19 protein-coding genes are annotated in these 16,856 nt (G+C 38.8%); 10 read left to right on the forward strand and 9 right to left on the reverse strand.

Annotated elements, in window-relative coordinates:
• Positions 1-105: 105 nt before the first annotated feature.
• A complete protein-coding gene (locus ACOV1Q_RS05900) occupies positions 106-2,151 on the forward strand; it encodes an HD family phosphohydrolase (RefSeq protein WP_424493466.1) in 2,046 nt (681 codons plus the stop codon).
• A gap of 5 nt (positions 2,152-2,156) precedes the next feature.
• Here the strand turns inward: ACOV1Q_RS05900 and ACOV1Q_RS05905 are convergent, their stop codons facing one another.
• Positions 2,157-2,609, reverse strand: a complete 453-nt coding sequence (locus ACOV1Q_RS05905) for a transcription elongation factor (protein WP_424493467.1) — start codon at positions 2,607-2,609, stop codon at positions 2,157-2,159.
• Positions 2,610-2,756: 147 nt separating this feature from the next.
• On the opposite strand from ACOV1Q_RS05905, the gene ACOV1Q_RS05910 reads away from it, so the two are divergent.
• On the forward strand, positions 2,757-3,425 hold the full coding sequence (locus ACOV1Q_RS05910) for a hypothetical protein (protein ID WP_424493468.1): 669 nt from the start codon (positions 2,757-2,759) through the stop codon (positions 3,423-3,425).
• Positions 3,422-4,153, forward strand: a complete 732-nt coding sequence (locus ACOV1Q_RS05915) for a DUF3307 domain-containing protein (protein ID WP_424493469.1) — start codon at positions 3,422-3,424, stop codon at positions 4,151-4,153. Before ACOV1Q_RS05910 ends, ACOV1Q_RS05915 begins: the two co-directional genes overlap by 4 nt.
• Here the strand turns inward: ACOV1Q_RS05915 and ACOV1Q_RS05920 are convergent.
• Entirely contained in the window at positions 4,121-4,537 is a 417-nt protein-coding gene (locus ACOV1Q_RS05920) for a glyoxalase (protein ID WP_424493470.1), read from the reverse strand. The two genes, ACOV1Q_RS05915 and ACOV1Q_RS05920, sit on opposite strands and share 33 nt — an antisense overlap.
• A gap of 160 nt (positions 4,538-4,697) precedes the next feature.
• On the opposite strand from ACOV1Q_RS05920, the gene ACOV1Q_RS05925 reads away from it, so the two are divergent.
• Genes ACOV1Q_RS05925 through ACOV1Q_RS05935 form a run of 3 tightly spaced genes read left to right on the forward strand, consistent with a single transcriptional unit; the run spans position 4,698 to position 6,910 of the window.
• Positions 4,698-6,056 (forward strand): NAD-dependent succinate-semialdehyde dehydrogenase, encoded by a 1,359-nt coding sequence (locus ACOV1Q_RS05925; protein WP_424493471.1) that lies wholly within the window; start codon positions 4,698-4,700, stop codon positions 6,054-6,056.
• A 3-nt stretch (positions 6,057-6,059) separates the two neighbouring features.
• On the forward strand, positions 6,060-6,491 hold the full coding sequence (locus ACOV1Q_RS05930) for an NUDIX domain-containing protein (RefSeq protein WP_424493472.1): 432 nt from the start codon (positions 6,060-6,062) through the stop codon (positions 6,489-6,491).
• 26 nt (positions 6,492-6,517) lie between these two features.
• Positions 6,518-6,910 (forward strand): acyl-CoA thioesterase, encoded by a 393-nt coding sequence (locus tag ACOV1Q_RS05935; protein WP_424493473.1) that lies wholly within the window; start codon positions 6,518-6,520, stop codon positions 6,908-6,910.
• Positions 6,911-6,915: 5 nt separating this feature from the next.
• On the opposite strand, the gene ACOV1Q_RS05940 is transcribed toward ACOV1Q_RS05935, so the two are convergent.
• The gene (locus tag ACOV1Q_RS05940; RefSeq protein ID WP_424493474.1) at positions 6,916-7,830 is read right to left on the reverse strand and encodes a mechanosensitive ion channel family protein; all 915 of its coding nucleotides are present in this window, start codon (positions 7,828-7,830) and stop codon (positions 6,916-6,918) included.
• Positions 7,831-8,163: 333 nt separating this feature from the next.
• Here ACOV1Q_RS05940 and ACOV1Q_RS05945 point away from each other — a divergent pair, with 333 nt between their 5' ends.
• Positions 8,164-9,300 (forward strand): MFS transporter, encoded by a 1,137-nt coding sequence (locus ACOV1Q_RS05945; protein WP_424493475.1) that lies wholly within the window; start codon positions 8,164-8,166, stop codon positions 9,298-9,300.
• 32 nt (positions 9,301-9,332) lie between these two features.
• Here the strand turns inward: ACOV1Q_RS05945 and ACOV1Q_RS05950 are convergent, their stop codons facing one another.
• On the reverse strand, positions 9,333-10,643 hold the full coding sequence (locus ACOV1Q_RS05950; RefSeq protein WP_424494308.1) for a mechanosensitive ion channel family protein: 1,311 nt from the start codon (positions 10,641-10,643) through the stop codon (positions 9,333-9,335).
• A 3-nt stretch (positions 10,644-10,646) separates the two neighbouring features.
• Positions 10,647-10,931, reverse strand: coding sequence for a DUF3817 domain-containing protein (locus ACOV1Q_RS05955; RefSeq protein ID WP_424493476.1), 285 nt, complete (start codon positions 10,929-10,931; stop codon positions 10,647-10,649).
• Between the two features lie 249 nt (positions 10,932-11,180).
• Between ACOV1Q_RS05955 and galE the strand changes: the two genes are divergently transcribed.
• Positions 11,181-12,221 carry a UDP-glucose 4-epimerase GalE gene (gene galE, locus ACOV1Q_RS05960; RefSeq protein ID WP_424493477.1) on the forward strand — a complete coding sequence of 347 codons (1,041 nt, stop codon included), beginning with the start codon at positions 11,181-11,183 and terminating at the stop codon, positions 12,219-12,221.
• Positions 12,222-12,287: 66 nt separating this feature from the next.
• On the opposite strand, the gene ACOV1Q_RS05965 is transcribed toward galE, so the two are convergent.
• Complete coding sequence (locus ACOV1Q_RS05965; protein ID WP_424493478.1) at positions 12,288-12,431, reverse strand: YqaE/Pmp3 family membrane protein; 144 nt, start codon at positions 12,429-12,431, stop codon at positions 12,288-12,290.
• A 212-nt stretch (positions 12,432-12,643) separates the two neighbouring features.
• On the opposite strand from ACOV1Q_RS05965, the gene ACOV1Q_RS05970 reads away from it, so the two are divergent.
• The gene (locus ACOV1Q_RS05970) at positions 12,644-13,756 is read left to right on the forward strand and encodes a DEAD/DEAH box helicase (RefSeq protein ID WP_424493479.1); all 1,113 of its coding nucleotides are present in this window, start codon (positions 12,644-12,646) and stop codon (positions 13,754-13,756) included.
• A gap of 3 nt (positions 13,757-13,759) precedes the next feature.
• On the opposite strand, the gene ACOV1Q_RS05975 is transcribed toward ACOV1Q_RS05970, so the two are convergent.
• From ACOV1Q_RS05975 to ACOV1Q_RS05985, 3 genes are all read right to left on the reverse strand, one after another.
• Entirely contained in the window at positions 13,760-14,689 is a 930-nt protein-coding gene (locus ACOV1Q_RS05975) for a cation diffusion facilitator family transporter (protein WP_489686610.1), read from the reverse strand.
• Between the two features lie 74 nt (positions 14,690-14,763).
• Positions 14,764-15,396, reverse strand: coding sequence for a YqaA family protein (locus ACOV1Q_RS05980; RefSeq protein ID WP_424493480.1), 633 nt, complete (start codon positions 15,394-15,396; stop codon positions 14,764-14,766).
• Between the two features lie 63 nt (positions 15,397-15,459).
• Positions 15,460-15,840: a hypothetical protein gene (locus ACOV1Q_RS05985; RefSeq protein ID WP_424493481.1), complete on the reverse strand. Its 381-nt coding sequence runs from the start codon at positions 15,838-15,840 to the stop codon at positions 15,460-15,462.
• Positions 15,841-16,088: 248 nt separating this feature from the next.
• Between ACOV1Q_RS05985 and ACOV1Q_RS05990 the strand changes: the two genes are divergently transcribed.
• Entirely contained in the window at positions 16,089-16,808 is a 720-nt protein-coding gene (locus tag ACOV1Q_RS05990; RefSeq protein ID WP_424493482.1) for an SDR family oxidoreductase, read from the forward strand.
• Positions 16,809-16,856: the final 48 nt, after the last annotated feature.

Genomic DNA, 16,856 nt, shown 5'->3' on the forward strand with positions numbered 1-16,856 from the left:
TAATTTAGATTTCTATGGCGAATTTAATCATTTTATGAGGAACAAACCAAGGTAAAGACTTTCAGCAGTGAATTTTTAGTACATTTGAATTCAGCTAAAAATTATATGGAACGACTTGTAAATTTTCTCTATAAGAACCAGGCCCTATTTTATAAAATTTTTTTATTTCTACTTACTACTTTCCTGGTTGTTTATTTGTTTCCGAAGGGAGGAAAATTTAAATATGAAATTCCACGTGGGAAGCCCTGGCAGTATGATAACCTTTATGCTCCCTTTGATTTTGCCATTCTTAAGACCCCACAGGAAATTGAAGCTGAAAAAGAACAAATCAATGAAAGTCATATTCCATATTATGAATATGATGAGCAGGTAGTTGACAGCGTCAAAAAGGCCATTGCAATTGAATTTTCTGGCATATTTCCAGATTCTCTTCACAGGGTGCAGAAGAACCGTTTGCAGAATTTTGTAGAGGAGACCACCCAGAACATCTATAACTACGGACTCATTCAAGAAATCATTCCTGTAGGGGGCGAGGAACTGGTATATCTACGTAGGGGAAATGAAGCGAATGAAGTTTCCTACCAACATATTCTGAAACAAAATGAATTAAGGTCATTTTTGAATAGCAGGATAGAAGAAAGGCAGTTGCAATTATTTCGCGATGAACTGCTGGGACTGTTTTTTAATTCTGTACGCCCTAATGTAAGTTATGATGAGGAGCTAACTCTTAGGGAGCTCGAAAGCAAGTACAACCAGATCTCCTATACCCGCGGAAGTGTAGAACGAGGGACCATTATTGTGGCTAAAGGAGAAATCGTGGAAGGCGATAAACTTAAAATCCTAAATTCCCTCAAGGCTGAGTATGAATCGCAGGTATGGAGTGAAGCCAATTATAATTGGGTGATCTTTGGTTACAGTGTCCTGGTTTTCCTGGCTTTGCTGATGTTGCTCCTGTTTATCAGGAAATATAGACCAGATATTTTTCAAAATAACATCAAGGTTACTTTTATATTTTTCAATTTGCTCTTGATGGTGCTTCTTACCATTGGAGTAATCAACTTCAATGTAAATTACGTTTACGTGGTTCCATTGTGTATTCTGCCCCTTACTTTAAAAGGCTTTTTTGATTCACGTCTTGGGTTGTTTACTCATGTCATAACTGTGGTACTATTGGGCTTTGTGGTTCCAGACAGTTATGAATATATGTTCCTGCAAATCATTGCGGGGATCGTAACCATTCTTACAGTTTCTGAACTTTACAAAAGGGCAAATTTGTTCATCTCTGTAGGACAAATCACTCTTATCTATATTATTTCCTACTTTGCGTTTACTATTATACAGGAAGGTGCAATTTCTGAAATTAACCCCGAAGTATTCCTTATGTTCCTTCTTAACGGATTGGCCACGCTGTTTGTGCAGCCATTGATCTATGCTTATGAAAAAATATTCGGATTGGTTTCCGATATGTCATTGCTGGAGCTTTCAGATACAAATAGTAAGCTTTTAAAGGAGCTTTCAGACAAGGCACCGGGGACTTTTCACCATTCTCTCAATGTTGCCAATTTAGCCGAAGCTGCAGCCAATGAGGTTGGTGCCAATGCGATGTTGGTGAGAGTAGGAGCGCTCTATCATGACATTGGTAAAATGAGAAATCCTACCTACTTTACCGAAAATCAAACGACATCTGTTAACTCTCATGATGAACTTTCTCCACAGGAAAGCGCACAACTTATCATTGAACACGTAATTAATGGGATAGAAATTGCCAAGAAGAGAAACCTTCCAGACAGGGTGATCGATTTTATTCGTACTCATCATGGGACCACTACGGTATACTACTTCTTCAAGAAAGAACAGGAAACCAATGACAAAGTGAATCCTGAAGATTTTAGATATCCCGGACCTCTTCCTTTTAGTAAGGAAACCGCTATTTTAATGATGTGTGATAGTGTGGAGGCAGCCAGTAGAAGTTTAAAAGAACCTACTGCAAAATTAATAGATAATTTTGTGGAAAAGATTATTAATAAGCAAATGGAAGAGGAGCAATTCCTGAATTCGGATATTACCTTTATGGAAATTCAGCTTATCAAAAAGGTGCTGAAAAGGAAATTGAAGAACATCTTCCATTTGCGAATAGAATACCCGGAATAGGAATTCTAATACACCTTTACAACTTCTATTTTGTCATCTTTAAATGTGAACTCGTCTCCGGCTTTCTTGCCTTCCAGGTGTTCATAAATAGGCGCATCTGTGGATATTGCATAAACACTTGTACCATCTTCTAAATCTATTTGACCTAAGGGTACTGAGATATAGTAGAATCCTTTTTTTGTTTCTACCAGGCTGCCGGGACGTACGGTTTCGCTAATATGATTACGGTCCAGGTTAGCTAGAGTTTCCTTCATTTCGCGCGCATTGTCCAGGTAACCCGCATTTTTTTCATAATTGGTAAGCATCTCTCCTTTGTTGCCGTATTCATCAAAATCTGGATGCATTTTACTTTCTTCATTCTGGCCGCTTATTTCATCCATTTTACCGCGGTATTTTTCAATTTGTTCATTGACAGAATCAAGACATTTGTTGAATAATTCTTCCTTATTAATGCTCATGTTATCGTTTTTTATAAATTTATTGAACGAGCCTGGGAATAAAGAACAATTAGGAAAAGTTTAATATCCACTTCATTTCAATTATAAGTTTTTAAGCTTATATTAATAAATAATAAGTTTTTAAACTTATTTTTCTATATTTGAAGAATGGTAGCCATTATTACAGCAGATCTTGTTGATTCATCTCTCTATGAAGAAGAATTTTTGAACAGTGTGTTAAACACGCTACAGTCAGAATTTAAGAAAATCCAGCAAGAGCATGGGATCAAAAATGTGCAGTTCGAGATTTACCGGGGAGATAGTTTTCAGGGTATTATTCAAGATCCTAAATGGGCATTACGTATGGCACTGCAAATAAAAACAGCTGTCAATCAAATTCCCTCCCGTGAAACGTCTTCGGGCAGAGCATTATCTAAGTTGGCCGACTTCAACTTGGCGCTGGGGATTGGATCATTAGATCTTCAGCGGGATTCTATTGCAGAATCAAACGGGCAGGCATTCCAGTTTTCCGGTAGGACCTTAGATGGAATGAAGTCGGAAACACAGCGTACAAAAATAAAAACCATTGATGAGGACATTAATGAAGAGTTCAATACAAGTTTCTTTTTAATGGATCTTTTAATGGAAAAATGGAGTACGGCTTCTGCAGAGGTGGTTTATTACTTAATGCAGGGATTGAAGGAAAGAGAAATAGCGGAAAAATTAAAAATCAGCCAGTCGGCAGTAAATCAACGCAAAAAAGCTTCGGGCTGGGAAGCTATTGCAAAATTGGTTGAAAGGTATGAAAATGTTATGAATAAGAAGCTTCGCCCATGAATAGTCCTCTTCTCATCCTTATACAGTTATTGCTGGCTCATATTTTAACAGATTTTGTGCTGCAGCCAACTTCCTGGGTCGAGCACAAAAGAGAGCGAAAAGCCACTTCAGGATACTTATATGTGCATTCAATCATTGCAGGGCTGCTCACTTATTTATTGCTTCAAAAATGGCATTTATGGCTCGTGCCTGTGGTGATAAGTGTGAGCCACTTTTTGATTGACTGGTGGAAACTTCAACAGAAAAAAGACAATCTCAAGATCTTTCTTTTAGATCAATTTTTTCACATGGTGGTCATTTTGATGGTATGGCTGGTTTTGGCAGATTACACTTCAGATGTACTTCCATTTTTGACGGGGATCATGAATTCTGAGCGTCTACTTCTTATTATTTCAGCTTATTTATTTGTCATTTTTCCGGTGGGTTTTATTATAGGAAAAGCAACTGCCCGTTGGCAAAATGAAATTAGTGATGTAGAAGAGAGAACGGGGCTTCAGGATGCAGGGCTGTACATTGGCATTTTTGAGCGCATCCTGGTACTTACCTTTATTCTTACGGGGTATTTTTCTGCCATAGGATTTTTAATCGCCGCAAAATCAATTCTTAGATTTAGTGATAAAACAGAAACAGGCGCAAGAAAGCAGACAGAGTATGTTCTTATTGGAACCTTGATGAGCTTTGCAATTACTATTCTCTTAGGTTTGCTCACATACCATATCACTTTCTAGCAACTGAATGTTATCCTGAAGCGAATTCTTGACCAGCTTCATCATACGCTTATTCAAAGCAGAAGAGTTTTCTGTATAAAGCACATATTCTTCTACTGTAAACATCCCTATAATCATTCCTTTAAGGCTGTTTCTGAATTTTATATCTTTCTGAATAGCATTCTCTATATAAAGAAGGCGCTTCTCAATTGAAAGCTTTAAAAAAGCATTTTTATGCTTCCGGGTGTAGTTCTTAAAAGCCTCTATCAACAATTCCCGCTGCAATTTAATAACCGGCCTTAAAGTCTTGTTCTGAAAAAATTCTTCTGCTCCCATCCTATCAGTTAAAAGGGCAGAAGGAATGTCTGGGCGCATTTCAATTAAATGTTGCTTTCGATCTTTCATGACAGCTGTTTTCCTAAAGATAGCATATTCAATGCCTGCAAAATTGAAAAGCTGCCATTCTTATTAAGGAGTTATAAACAACAGGAGCGTAGCGTTAAAGAACCTTAATGTTTTTTCAAACCTGCAGCCTTCTTTTTACCTTTAGAAAAACTTGAATTCTATGATCACTTCAAAAAATCCATATACGGGAAAAGAACTGGAAAACTTTGAGGAATTATCTTCTTCTGAAATAGATGAGGCCTTAATAATTGCAGACAACTGTTTCAAAAAGTGGAAAAAAACCGACTTTTCTGAAAGATCGAAGCTTATGAAAAAAGCAGCAAAAGAACTTCGGAACAATAATAAGGAATATGCTGAAGCTATCACGGCAGAAATGGGAAAACCCATTACACAATCCCTCGCCGAAGTTGAAAAATGTGCCTGGGTCTGTAATTATTATGCCGAAAATGCCGAAGATCATCTTGAATCTGAAGAAATAGAGACCGATGCTTATAAAAGTTATATAAGTTATGAACCCCTAGGGGTTGTGCTGGCTGTAATGCCGTGGAATTATCCTTTATGGCAGGTTTTCAGATTTGCGGCACCAGCTTTAATGGCGGGAAATGTCGGCGTTCTCAAACATTCGAGCAATGTGATGCGCTGTGGTTTTAATATTCAAAAAGTGTTTGAAAAAGCAGGTTTTCCGAAGGGAAGTTTTCAGAATCTCGCTATTGGAAGTAAAAAGGTAGAGGAAGTCATCAAACATAAAATCGTAAAAGCAGTCACTTTAACGGGAAGCGTGGGTGCAGGAAAATCTGTGGCTGCAACGGCCGGTAATGAAATTAAAAAAACCGTTTTGGAACTTGGTGGTAGCAATGCCCTGGTCGTTTTTGATGATGCAGATATTGACGAGGCCGTAGAGGTTTGCGTGCAGGCAAGATTTCAAAATACGGGGCAAAGTTGTATTGCCGGTAAGAGATTGTTGCTGCATGAACCTATTGCAGAAAAATTCCTGAAGAAGTTTAAGAAACAGGTTGAAGATTTGCAGAGTGGTGACCCCATGAACAAAGACACCTATGTAGGGGTGCAAGCCCGTGAGGACCTGGCCGAGGATCTTGAAAAGCAAATCAAAGAATCGGTAGAGCAGGGGGCAAAAGTGTTGTTAGGGGGAAAGAGGAAAGGAGCTTACCTGGAGCCGGCCATTATAACTAATGTAACACAGGAAATGCCGGTATGGAAGGAAGAAACTTTTGGACCGGCAATTGCTGTCATGAATTTTAAAACCGAAGAGGAAGCGGTAGAACTTGTGAATAATTCTGAATACGGACTCGGAGTGTCAATTTTTACCGAGGATCTTCAGAAGGCTAAAAGGCTGGTTCCTCAATTTGAAGACGGAGCTGTCTTTGTCAATGAAAAGGTGAAAAGTGATCCCCGGCTGCCTTTTGGCGGCACCAAAAATTCCGGTTATGGACGGGAGCTTTCTTTCCACGGAATAAGGGAATTTGTAAATATTAAAACCGTGTACATAAATAAGTTTTAAAATATGTCAAACCAGAACATTTCATTAACGGCAGATAGTGCTATTTTTCGTTCAGAAGGAGAAAGAACAGAGCTCTTACTGGTTCAGCGCAAATATGATCCTTATAAAGGTTTATGGGCGCTGCCGGGAGGTTTCTTAAAAGATGACGAAACCCTTGAAGATGGTGCGAAAAGAGAGCTCGAAGAAGAAACAGGATTGAAAGTGGAGCGCCTGGAACAAATAAGAGCCTACGGAATTCCAGACCGTAATCCGCGGGGGCGAACAGTAAGCATCGGATTTTGGGGGGAGTTAAAAGAAAAAGTTGAAGTAAAAGGAAACGATGATGCCGAGCTTGCAGACTGGCATGATGTACAAAAACTTCCGAAGCTTGCTTTTGATCATGATCTTATCGTAGAGGAAGCATTTCAAAAGTACAGCTCCAAAAAAAGTAATTAATAACAGGTTTTTAAAATAAAATATGCATGAGATTTCATACAAGGAAATGGATCAAACCCCAAGATTTGAACGCGAATGGCTCCCTCTTTGGAGGCAGGATACTTGAATGGATTGATGAAGAAGCCGCATTATACTCCATAATTCAGCTTGAAAATCCACACACGGTTACCAAGTATATGAGTGAAATAGATTTTAAAAGTTCTGCGCGGCAGGGAGATATTGTGGAAATAGGAATTGATGTGGTGAAATTTGGAAATGCTTCGCTCACCCTTACCTGCGAAGTTCGAAATAAGATGACCCATGAAAGTATTATTACCATAGATAAGATCGTGATGGTTTCTTTAGATGAAAATGGAAAGGCAAAACCGCACGGGAAATCAAAAATTGAGTTTGTAAAAGATCGTTTACGGCAGGATTAGATTTACTATTTTCTTTCCTCTGGATCTTTAGATAATCGTACAGGAAAATCTTTCTCCTGGTTATACAATTTGATCTCCTGGATGTCGGCTGGGAGGTAATAACCATTTTGTTCTAAAGCTTCTTTTACCTCACGAATTATAATTCCTTTGGTAACCAGAGCAAACCTTCTAAAATCTGTAGTGTCTACCCAAAAGAAGACTTTCAGGTTCATGGTGCTGGTCGCAAGTTCGTCCTCAACGATAAAATTTGTATGCTCCATGTCCTCAATAACGGTGGGTTCCTCTCGAAGTACTTCAAGAATGATCTTTTTGGCACCTTCAATATTATCTTCATATGCAATCCCAACCGTAAAATCCCATCTAAAAAATCCATCTTCGGTAAAATTGGTAACCGGCTCATTTAACACATCACTGTTAGGTATGTAAACATCTTTTCCATCAAAAGTTTTTAATTTTGTATAGCGGAATTCCAGTCCTTTTACCTTTCCGAAGTTTTCTCCAATTTCTACTGTGTCATGAATATTAAAGGGGCGGTTAAAGGCGAGGATGATCCCCGCAATAAAATTTTCGCCAATATCCTTAAAGGCAAACCCCAGCACCAGGGCACTGGCACCAGCAGCAGTAAGTATTGCCGTCGCGATCCCGCCGAGTCCTGCAGCTCTTAACCCCAGCATGATGGCTATAATAATAAAACCAAACCTGATGGTTTTTCCCAAAAAGCGGCTCATCAAAGGGTCTTTGGTTCTTTTTGAGATTCTTCGTGTTGCAAAGCGGCCAATATAGGTACCTATTAAAACTCCCAATACTATGATGAGCAGGCCTATTGCTATACCAGGGAGCTGATCAATGAGATTGTCATAAAATCTTTCGAATGATTCTGAGAGATTTCTTGTTGGGCGGATTTCATTTTCCTGAAGCATTATTAAATGTTTGCTCCCTAAAATACCAATTATAAATAGTATCGATTCCTAATAGAATGTTAGGATTACCGTCCGAATATTAAACTCGCTCAAAACAGGCGCCAAAAAAGCCATTTTTGATGCCCACTAATTAAGGCTAAAAAACCAAGTCTAAAGAGCATTTTTCTAAAGAAAATAATAAGGTGAATCTAGAAGATGTTAAACATGGTCAACAAACGTAAGGGGAAGCAACAAGCTTTACAAAATTTTAAGAAATATCCACTATTTATCCTATAACTTTAAGTGTACTAACCGTTTAGCTATTGTATGTGGTTAAACATAAAAACCTAACTAATGAAAGATGTTAATCATTTGAACTCCTACAACGCAGTACCCCGAAAAGGCATTTCCTGGAGAGCAATTTTTGCAGGTGTGGTAACCATTCTTGCAACAATGCTCCTTTTAAATCTTATTGGGCTGGCTATAGGATTTGGCAGTATTGAACCTACAGAAGAGAGCAATCCTTTAAGTGGTCTTGGCACCGGCAGTCTTATCTGGTGGATCATAAGTTGTCTAATAGCATTGTTTCTGGGTGGTTATGTGGCAGCACGTGTAGGTGTTTCTTTTTCCAATAAAAGTGGGATGATCCAGGGAATTATGACCTGGGCGCTGTATACATTTATTTCAGCTTGGCTTGTAACCTCTGCTGTAGGCAGTATAGTTTCCGGGGTAGGAAATGCTGTAGGTAGTGTCATTTCAACAACAGGACAGGCCATAGGAAATATTGGTGGTGGCAGTGAAAACCAGAACCAGGAACAAATACAGCAGCAAAGGCAGCAGCAAAACGAAGGCTTGAATATTTCCCTTCAACAGGCAAAAGAACAATTCTATGCACTTTTGGAGGATACTCAAAAAGACAGCCTTGATCCAGATTTACTGCAAAGACAGGCTAACGAAATGACTTCGGAAGCAAGAGAGGCAGCAAGAACTTCAGCAAGACAACCCGGAAAAATTGACAACCAGGTGGAACAGATTTTTAACGAAGCAAGAAATGAATTCCAGGGAACATTTGAGGCTGTTGACAAGCAGGCGCTTGTAAACGTGCTTACCGAACGCACAGATATGTCTGAAGCCGAAGCCGAAAGAGCTGTAGATAACTACCTGATTCAATATGAAAACCTACGTCAACAAGCCGAAGAATTCCTTCAGAATGCGAAAGATCAGGCTAATCAAACGGCAGGTAATATTGCCGATGCAATTGCCGATGCAGCACTTTACCTGGCAATTGCACTTATTCTTGGACTTATCGTAGCTGCGGCAGGTGGATACGCCGGAGTGAAAAGTCTGCGTCATGATTACGCCAATACTCATTATGTTCACGAACCCTATGACAGGGATGGGGACTATGACCGCAGAGACGATACTCATCGTTCTCATATAACGCGTCCAACACGTACTCGAGACAGGGATGACGATTATGAGCTGAGGTAAGTTGTTATAAATAGCTATCCAAAAAGGGGCTTTTAAGCCTCTTTTTTTGTTTCAGGTAAATTGCTTTCCTTTTTCATAACAGCAATTGACTTTATAATATCATCTCCGGAAGGCGATTCGAATAACTGAAGATCAAAATATGGAATCGCAGCAATGAGATGGTCAAAAATATCTGCAGTGATCTGTTCGTAAACTTCCCAAGCCTTTTCGGTACTAAAACAATAGATTTCCAGCGGAATTCCCTGCGTAGTGGGAGCGAGATGCCGCACCATAATAGTAAGTTCTTTGCTAACATGGGGATGTTTATGCAAATAGGCATCTACATACTTTCTGAAAACACCTAAATTCGTCTGGTTTCTGCCATTTATAACGGTCGAGCGGTCGAAGTTGTGGTGCTTGTTAAAATCTTCGATCTCCAGTTGCCGCTCTTTTATATATGGTGCGATTAACTGAAATTTTTGAAATTTTTCAATATCTTCAGAAGAGATAAAGCGTATAGAATTTTGTTTTATAAAAAGAGAACGTTTAATCCTTCTTCCGGGCGATTCCTGCATTCCACGCCAGTTTTGAAATGAATCGGCGATGAGGTTATAGGTTGGAATGGTGGTGAAGGTTTTATCCCAGTTCTGGACACGTACGGTAGCAAGATTTATTTCGGTGACAAAACCGTCTGCTCCATATTTACTAAAGGTGATCCAGTCCCCAATTCGTACAATATCATTTACTGAAACCTGTATAGAAGCAACAAATCCTAATATAGTATCCTTAAAGATAAGTAGGATGATGGCCGAGGCTGCACCCAGAGAAAAGAGGAAATTAAGAACAGATTTATTGAAGATTTCAGAAAAAATGAAAACAAATCCAATAATCCAAAGAAAGATCATCATTACCTGGATATAACTTTCAATGGGTTTGTCCATAAACTCCTCCCTGGTTTTGAGGTAATTCTTGGAGGTTCTTAAGATACTACGGATGATGAGCACCGAAAGGATGATGATGTAAACATTCACCAGGGATTCAAAAATGCCAAGAAAACGGTCGTATCCGGCGAATATTAGCGGCACAGTAACCATCACCAGGAGTAAGGGCAAAATATTGCTTACAAATCTTGGAAAATTACTTTTAACAAGAAAATCATCAAATGTGGTAACCGTCTTATTGGAAAAAGCTTCAAACATGCGGATTACTACTTTTTTCGTAATAAGTTGAATTACAAAAAGTAATAAAAAAAGCACCGCTACGCTTATGGCCATACTGGTTATATGAGCCATGGTTTCATTCATGCCTGTCTCTGCCAGATAATCGGTCAGGAGGGAAGTGAGATTTTCACCATCGTTAAGCATCACTTATAAATACTTTTTTTCCACGTAAAATGGTCCAAAGGGAAGTACAGAACTAAGGCAAACAATAAGAAAGGTTTTCATGTTCCAGTTAAGCGGTTTGTAAAAGTATACCGCACCCATTATATATGCTACGAAGAGAATACCATGAAACATTCCCGTAACCTGTACCATTTGAGGAAGATCCCATATATATTTTAAAGGCATTGCAATAAACAGAAGAAGTAAAAAAGATAACCCCTCTAATATACTGATCCATTTGAAGATTCTAACCTGTTGATTCAGTGTCATAGTCTATTAATTTTTATGCTGCAAATATACTTCTTATATGCTGAAAAATATGCCTTGTTTTTGCTCTTTTTGAGTGAAATTTAGATGCATCTTTTGACAGTTTTATTAAGTCGGCTTATGCTATTTTCTGAAAATGTTTTTTTGTAAAAAGACGTCGAAATGATGAAAAAAAACTGAGGTATTTAAAGAATACGCTGAAGTAAAGACCAAGTAATTTATTAATTTGCAGGTTCTATCAAAATGTAAAAGATGAGTAAAAAAATACTGGTTACCGGCGGTCTTGGTTTTATAGGTTCTCATACGGTGGTGGCTCTACAGGAAAAGGGATATGAAGTAGTAGTTATTGATAACCTTTCCAATTCTTCGCTTAGCGTTCTTGGAGGAATTACCAAGATCACCAAGTCCTCACCAGATTTTGAGAACATTGATCTTAGGGACAAGGTTGCGGTAAAAAAGTTTTTCGAGAAGTATTCAGATATTGATGCCGTTATTCATTTTGCTGCATCAAAGGCCGTGGGGGAAAGCGTTGAAAACCCTCTACTTTACTACGAAAACAATATTAATACGCTGGTATACCTTCTTCAGCAATTAAAAGAAAAGGACCGTGCAAAGTTTATTTTTAGCTCTTCGTGTACCGTATATGGCCAGGCAGATGAGCTGCCTATTACTGAATCTGCCCCTGTTAAGAAAGCAGAATCCCCTTACGGAAATACCAAGCAAATAGGAGAGGAGATAATAAAAGACACCTGCAAAGTAAATGATAACCTCAGTGCGATTTCACTTAGATACTTTAACCCTATTGGAGCGCATCCCACAGCAAATATTGGGGAACTTCCAATTGGTACCCCACAAAATTTAATTCCATTTATTACTCAAACAGCCGCAGGAAAGAGAAAGCAATTATCGGTTTTTGGTGATGATTATCCAACGCCAGATGGTACCTGCATTCGCGATTATATTCATGTGATGGATCTTGCGCGTGCACACGTTATTGCATTGGAGCGGCTTCTTGAAGAAGAGCAAAGCAGCAATTACGAAGTTTTCAATTTGGGAACCGGTACAGGAAATTCGGTGCTCGAAGTGATTAAATCCTTTGAAAAAGTTTCAGGAGAAGAATTACCCTATAAAATTACCGATAGGAGAGAAGGAGATGTGGTCGCAGCTTACGCCGATACATCTAAAGCAAACGATGTACTTAAATGGAAAGCAGATTTTACTCTTGATGATGCACTGGCAAGCGCATGGAAGTGGCAACAAACATTAGAGGAGAAGAAAGAAAATGAGATATAGTAAGAGTTATTTTATAAAAAAGGGAGCTAAATTTTTAGCTCCCTTTCCTTTTTATTTCGTTTTCTCTTAATTCACAATAAAAGCATGGATCACACCTGGCAACCAGCCAATAATGGTAAGTACAAGGCTAATTAAAAAAGTGGTTCCCAGCCCGTGGTTCAAATAAACTGAAAGCGGTGGTAAAAGAATGTTCAATATAATCGTTAACATAATATTTCTTTTTGGTTATAATGGAAAGTTACTTAAAAATGTAGGCTGGAATTGCTGTTTTTAGAGGTTTAGCTTCAGTTTAACAGCGGTTTTCATGAGTTCTTAATAATTTTGAAAGAGATGTGAAAAATGCGGAATTCTTCATAAATTATATTCCGTTATTTTACTTCTACGGAAAGGAATAAGATTATCTTCGCAGCAAATTTTTAGGTATGACATTTAAGGAATTAGGAGTTTCAGAAGAGATTATTAAGGGATTAAAAGAAATGGGAATAAATACTCCCACTAAAATACAGGAAGCTTCTATTCCTATACTTTCTGAAGGAACTATTGATTTTGTTGGACAGGCACAAACCGGAACCGGAAAAACTGCTGCTTTTGGATTGCCTTTACTCGCGCAGATCAATCCAGAAAAAGATGAGGTACAGGCTTTAATTCTTGCGCCTACACGGGAACTTGGGCAGCAGATTGCAAAACAACTTTTTAAATTCACAAAATATACCAACAAGATTTTTACTGAAGCCGTATATGGTGGAGAGAAAATAGATATCCAGATAAGTAAATTAAAACGCCCCACACAAATTGTGGTGGCCACCCCCGGGCGACTCGTGGATTTGCTCCAAAGAAAAGCAGTGGATATTTCTCATATTAACACCCTTGTTCTTGATGAAGCCGATGAAATGCTGAGTATGGGTTTTAAAAAAGACCTTACCACAATTCTGGATGCTACTAAAGGAAACAGGAGCGTTTGGCTTTTTTCAGCGACCATTCCTCAGGAATTGAACGAGATCATCAATAGATATGTAGGGAAGAATGTAAGGCGCGTAAGCATTGATAAAGCTGACGCTGTGAACACTGGCATTGAACATAAATTTGTTATGCAAGATGATAACGGAAAACTGGATACCCTTGCATATTATCTAAAATCAGTCGGGAAGCATCAAAGAGGAATTATTTTCACCAAAACTAAAGCTACCGCACGCACACTTTCAAAGCAGCTGGCCGCAAAGAATTATGAAGTGGGACTTTTGGAAGGTGATATGTTACAGAAGGAGCGAGATAAAGTAATGCGCGCTTTTAAAAATAAATCACTGCGCCTACTGGTTTCTACAGATGTTGCCGCCCGCGGAATTGATGTTGCCAACCTTGCTTTTGTGGTGCATTATCAAATGCCAGAACAAACCGAATATTACACGCATCGCAGCGGTCGTACAGCGAGAGCTGGAAATACCGGTACTTCGTTGGCTCTTGTGAATCAATATGAGCTCAAAAAACTGCGGGAAATTGAAAAAGAACTTGGCATCAGGTTTACCCAGGTCAGGTAAGTTTTATTGCTTTTTCTGAAGTTCACAGGTTTCAGTATCCAGTTCAGTTTCGATCGTGTAGTGGTCAAAATGATAGTCTTTTAATCTTTTCTTTACTTCTTTTTTTACATCTAGAAGTTGCTGAAAGCTGTGAATGTTTTTCAGTTTGATATGAGTTGTAAAAACATGACTGTCTCCTTCCTGTGACCAGACGTGCGTGTGGTGGAGCGAAGAGATATTATCTACAGTGAGTAGCCTATCTTTAAGTTCTTTCAGGTTGATATCTTTGGGAACTCCCTGTAAAAAAATGAACAGCGTTTCCTTTAACCTATTAAAAACTCCCCAAAGAATATAAATGGTAATGAGCAGGGAAAGTATAGGATCAAGGATGTAAAGGTCTGTAAAAAGGAGGATAATGGCTACTACCAGTACTGCAACCCATCCAAGAACATCTTCCAAAAGGTGCAATGAGACCACCTTTTCGTTCATTGATTTTCCGCCGGAAAGTTTATATGCTGCATAACCGTTCACCGCCACACCTACAATGGCGAAAATTACCATTCCCTGAGCATCTGAAGGTTCGGGAGCCATAATTCTTTTTACGGCTTCTATGACCACATAAACTGAACCTCCTATTAGAACAATGCTGTTTATGAGCGCACCAAGAAGGGAAAACCGTTTGTAGCCAAAGGAAAATTTGTTATTGCCACTTTTTTCAGACTTCTTCTGAAGGTACCAGGAAGTTCCCAGGGACAAACTGTCTCCCAGGTCATGAATGGCATCAGAAAGAATTGCAACACTATTTACATACAATCCGCCGATGATTTCAAAAATGGTGAAAATTAAATTCAGGAAGAACGCAAGCTTTAGGTTCTTTCCGGAGTGATGGTGGTCATGATTGTGTGGCATTGGGCTAAACTTTTCCTGACCGAAGAAATTTAAACGGTCACTCAAATTTAGCGAAAATAGGATGATTCAGCAGAAAGTCTTCAGAATATAATTCCCTCTGAAAATGCCATTTTTGAAGGTTATACCATTTCAAAGATCACGAGAGCATAAGCATAAAAGCGTACAAACCTCAACAGTCCAAATAATAGGTAAGAGAGAAACCTGAATTTAATAATCCCGGCGGCGACACTGGTGATCGCAAAAGGAATTGGAAGCAAAGCCCCCACGATTATGAGAAAACCACCCCATTTCCTGATCATTTTAATGTGTTTTGCCATTTTCTCTTCCATGTAGATATGCACAGAAGGTATTTTGGTAATAGCCCGACCCATAAAATAAGAAACCACCCCACCCAAATAAGATGCGATAGCCAGCAGTGTCAAAAATAGTACGGGAGAGGTTGATTTTCCAGCCCAGGCAATAAAAAGTTCGGGAGGAATAAGACCTAAAAGAGATTCTGAAACAAAAAATACGGAAAGAATTCCTACCGGCGAATAAGTTTTAGTAACGTTGACAAGAATATCATTGAGATTAATCACGTATTCATTTACACCTAATAAAATGGCGACAAATAAAAGAATTGGAATAATCGCTTTTCGAAGGCTGGAGCCCACAAAAGTGTAAAAACCGGTGTAATTATAATATTGATGGAGTAATTTCCAACGTGGTTTTCGGGAAGAGGAATTATTTTTCCTGGATTCTTTCTTCTTCATTAATACAGATGCCTTTTTAACCTCCATAATTTCAAACATCAGGCCAAGTACTTAAAAACCTGTTTAATTTTCTTCGGCGTACGCGATCAAAGCATTGCTGTATTCTCTCAATTCCAAAGCGTTCACTTTGTTATGAGGTTCAGCCATCAGAGAAAGCAGATAATCGAGGCTTTCCTGTGGGTCTACTTCATTTTCCTGAACATCTTCCTCTTCTTCAAAACCTTCAACAGGTTCATCTTGTGGGATGGCGATAGCAAATGTTCCATAAGTTTCCACGTGTTCATAAGTGAGACGGATTACTTTAGCAAGAAGCGGATTTTTCTCTTCAACAGCATATGGCCTAAGGTCTTTTAGATCTTCAACAAGTGTGTTGGTGACAATACCATTGCGTAAAAGATCACGTTGAATTTTATTTAAAAGTTTTTGGGCCTTTTGATTTTCCAAAGCAGCTGTTTTTTGAAGTGTTAATAATACTTGCTCTTCAAAAATGTCTTTTTTGAACAAGTTTTCAGGCTGCAAAGGTAATTCAATAAACTTATTTTTTCAGCTAGATTTTTTAAAGATTTTGGCTTCAGAAGAAATTATTTTTAAACATTCCAGGAGCAGAAAACAATTAACAAATTCTTAAATGCTCCTGTTTTTATAAGTAATACGAGAATGGTTAGCTTTAACCTATATTAAAACAATTTAAAATGGAAAATTTAGATGCAAAAGTTGCTTTTGTCACCGGCGGAAGCAAAGGAATAGGATATGGTATTGCTGAATCGCTCGCCCAAATGGGAATGAAGGTGGCAATTACCAGCCGAAAGAAAGAAGAAGCCGAAAAAGCTGCAAAAGAAATAAGTGCTAAAGGAAAAGGAGAAGTCTTCGGACTCCAGGCTGATGTACGCGATTTTGAAAGTCAAAAGAAAGCAATAGAGGAAGTGGCCAATAAATGGGGACAACTTGATGTGCTCGTGGCAAATGCCGGGATCGGCCATTTTGGTTCAATAGAAGAACTTACACCAGAGCAATGGCAGCAAACCATTGATACGAATCTTACAGGTGTTTTCTACAGCATAAAAGCTGCGGTACCTGCTCTTAAGCAATCACAGGGATACGTCTTTACGATTTCAAGCCTGGCAGGAACGAACTTTTTTGCAGGGGGAGCGGCTTACAATGCAAGTAAATTCGGCGTTACAGGATTTACACAGGCGGTAATGCTTGATCTAAGGAACTACGGAATAAAAGTGAGTACGATAATGCCGGGCTCTGTTGCCACGCATTTTAACGATCACACTCCGTCAGATGCCGATTCTTGGAAAATTCAGAAGGAAGACATCGGAGAACTGGTAGTAGATCTTCTAAAAATGAACCACAGGGCATTACCAAGTAAAATAGAAATTCGTCCTACCACACCACCCAAAAAATAGGTTTTGGAGCTGCTTTTTAAAATAAATTTCCGGAGGCTTTCTCCGGAC

This window comes from Salinimicrobium maris, assembly GCF_049680855.1.
In the GTDB taxonomy this organism is placed as follows: Bacteria; Bacteroidota; Bacteroidia; order Flavobacteriales; family Flavobacteriaceae; genus Salinimicrobium.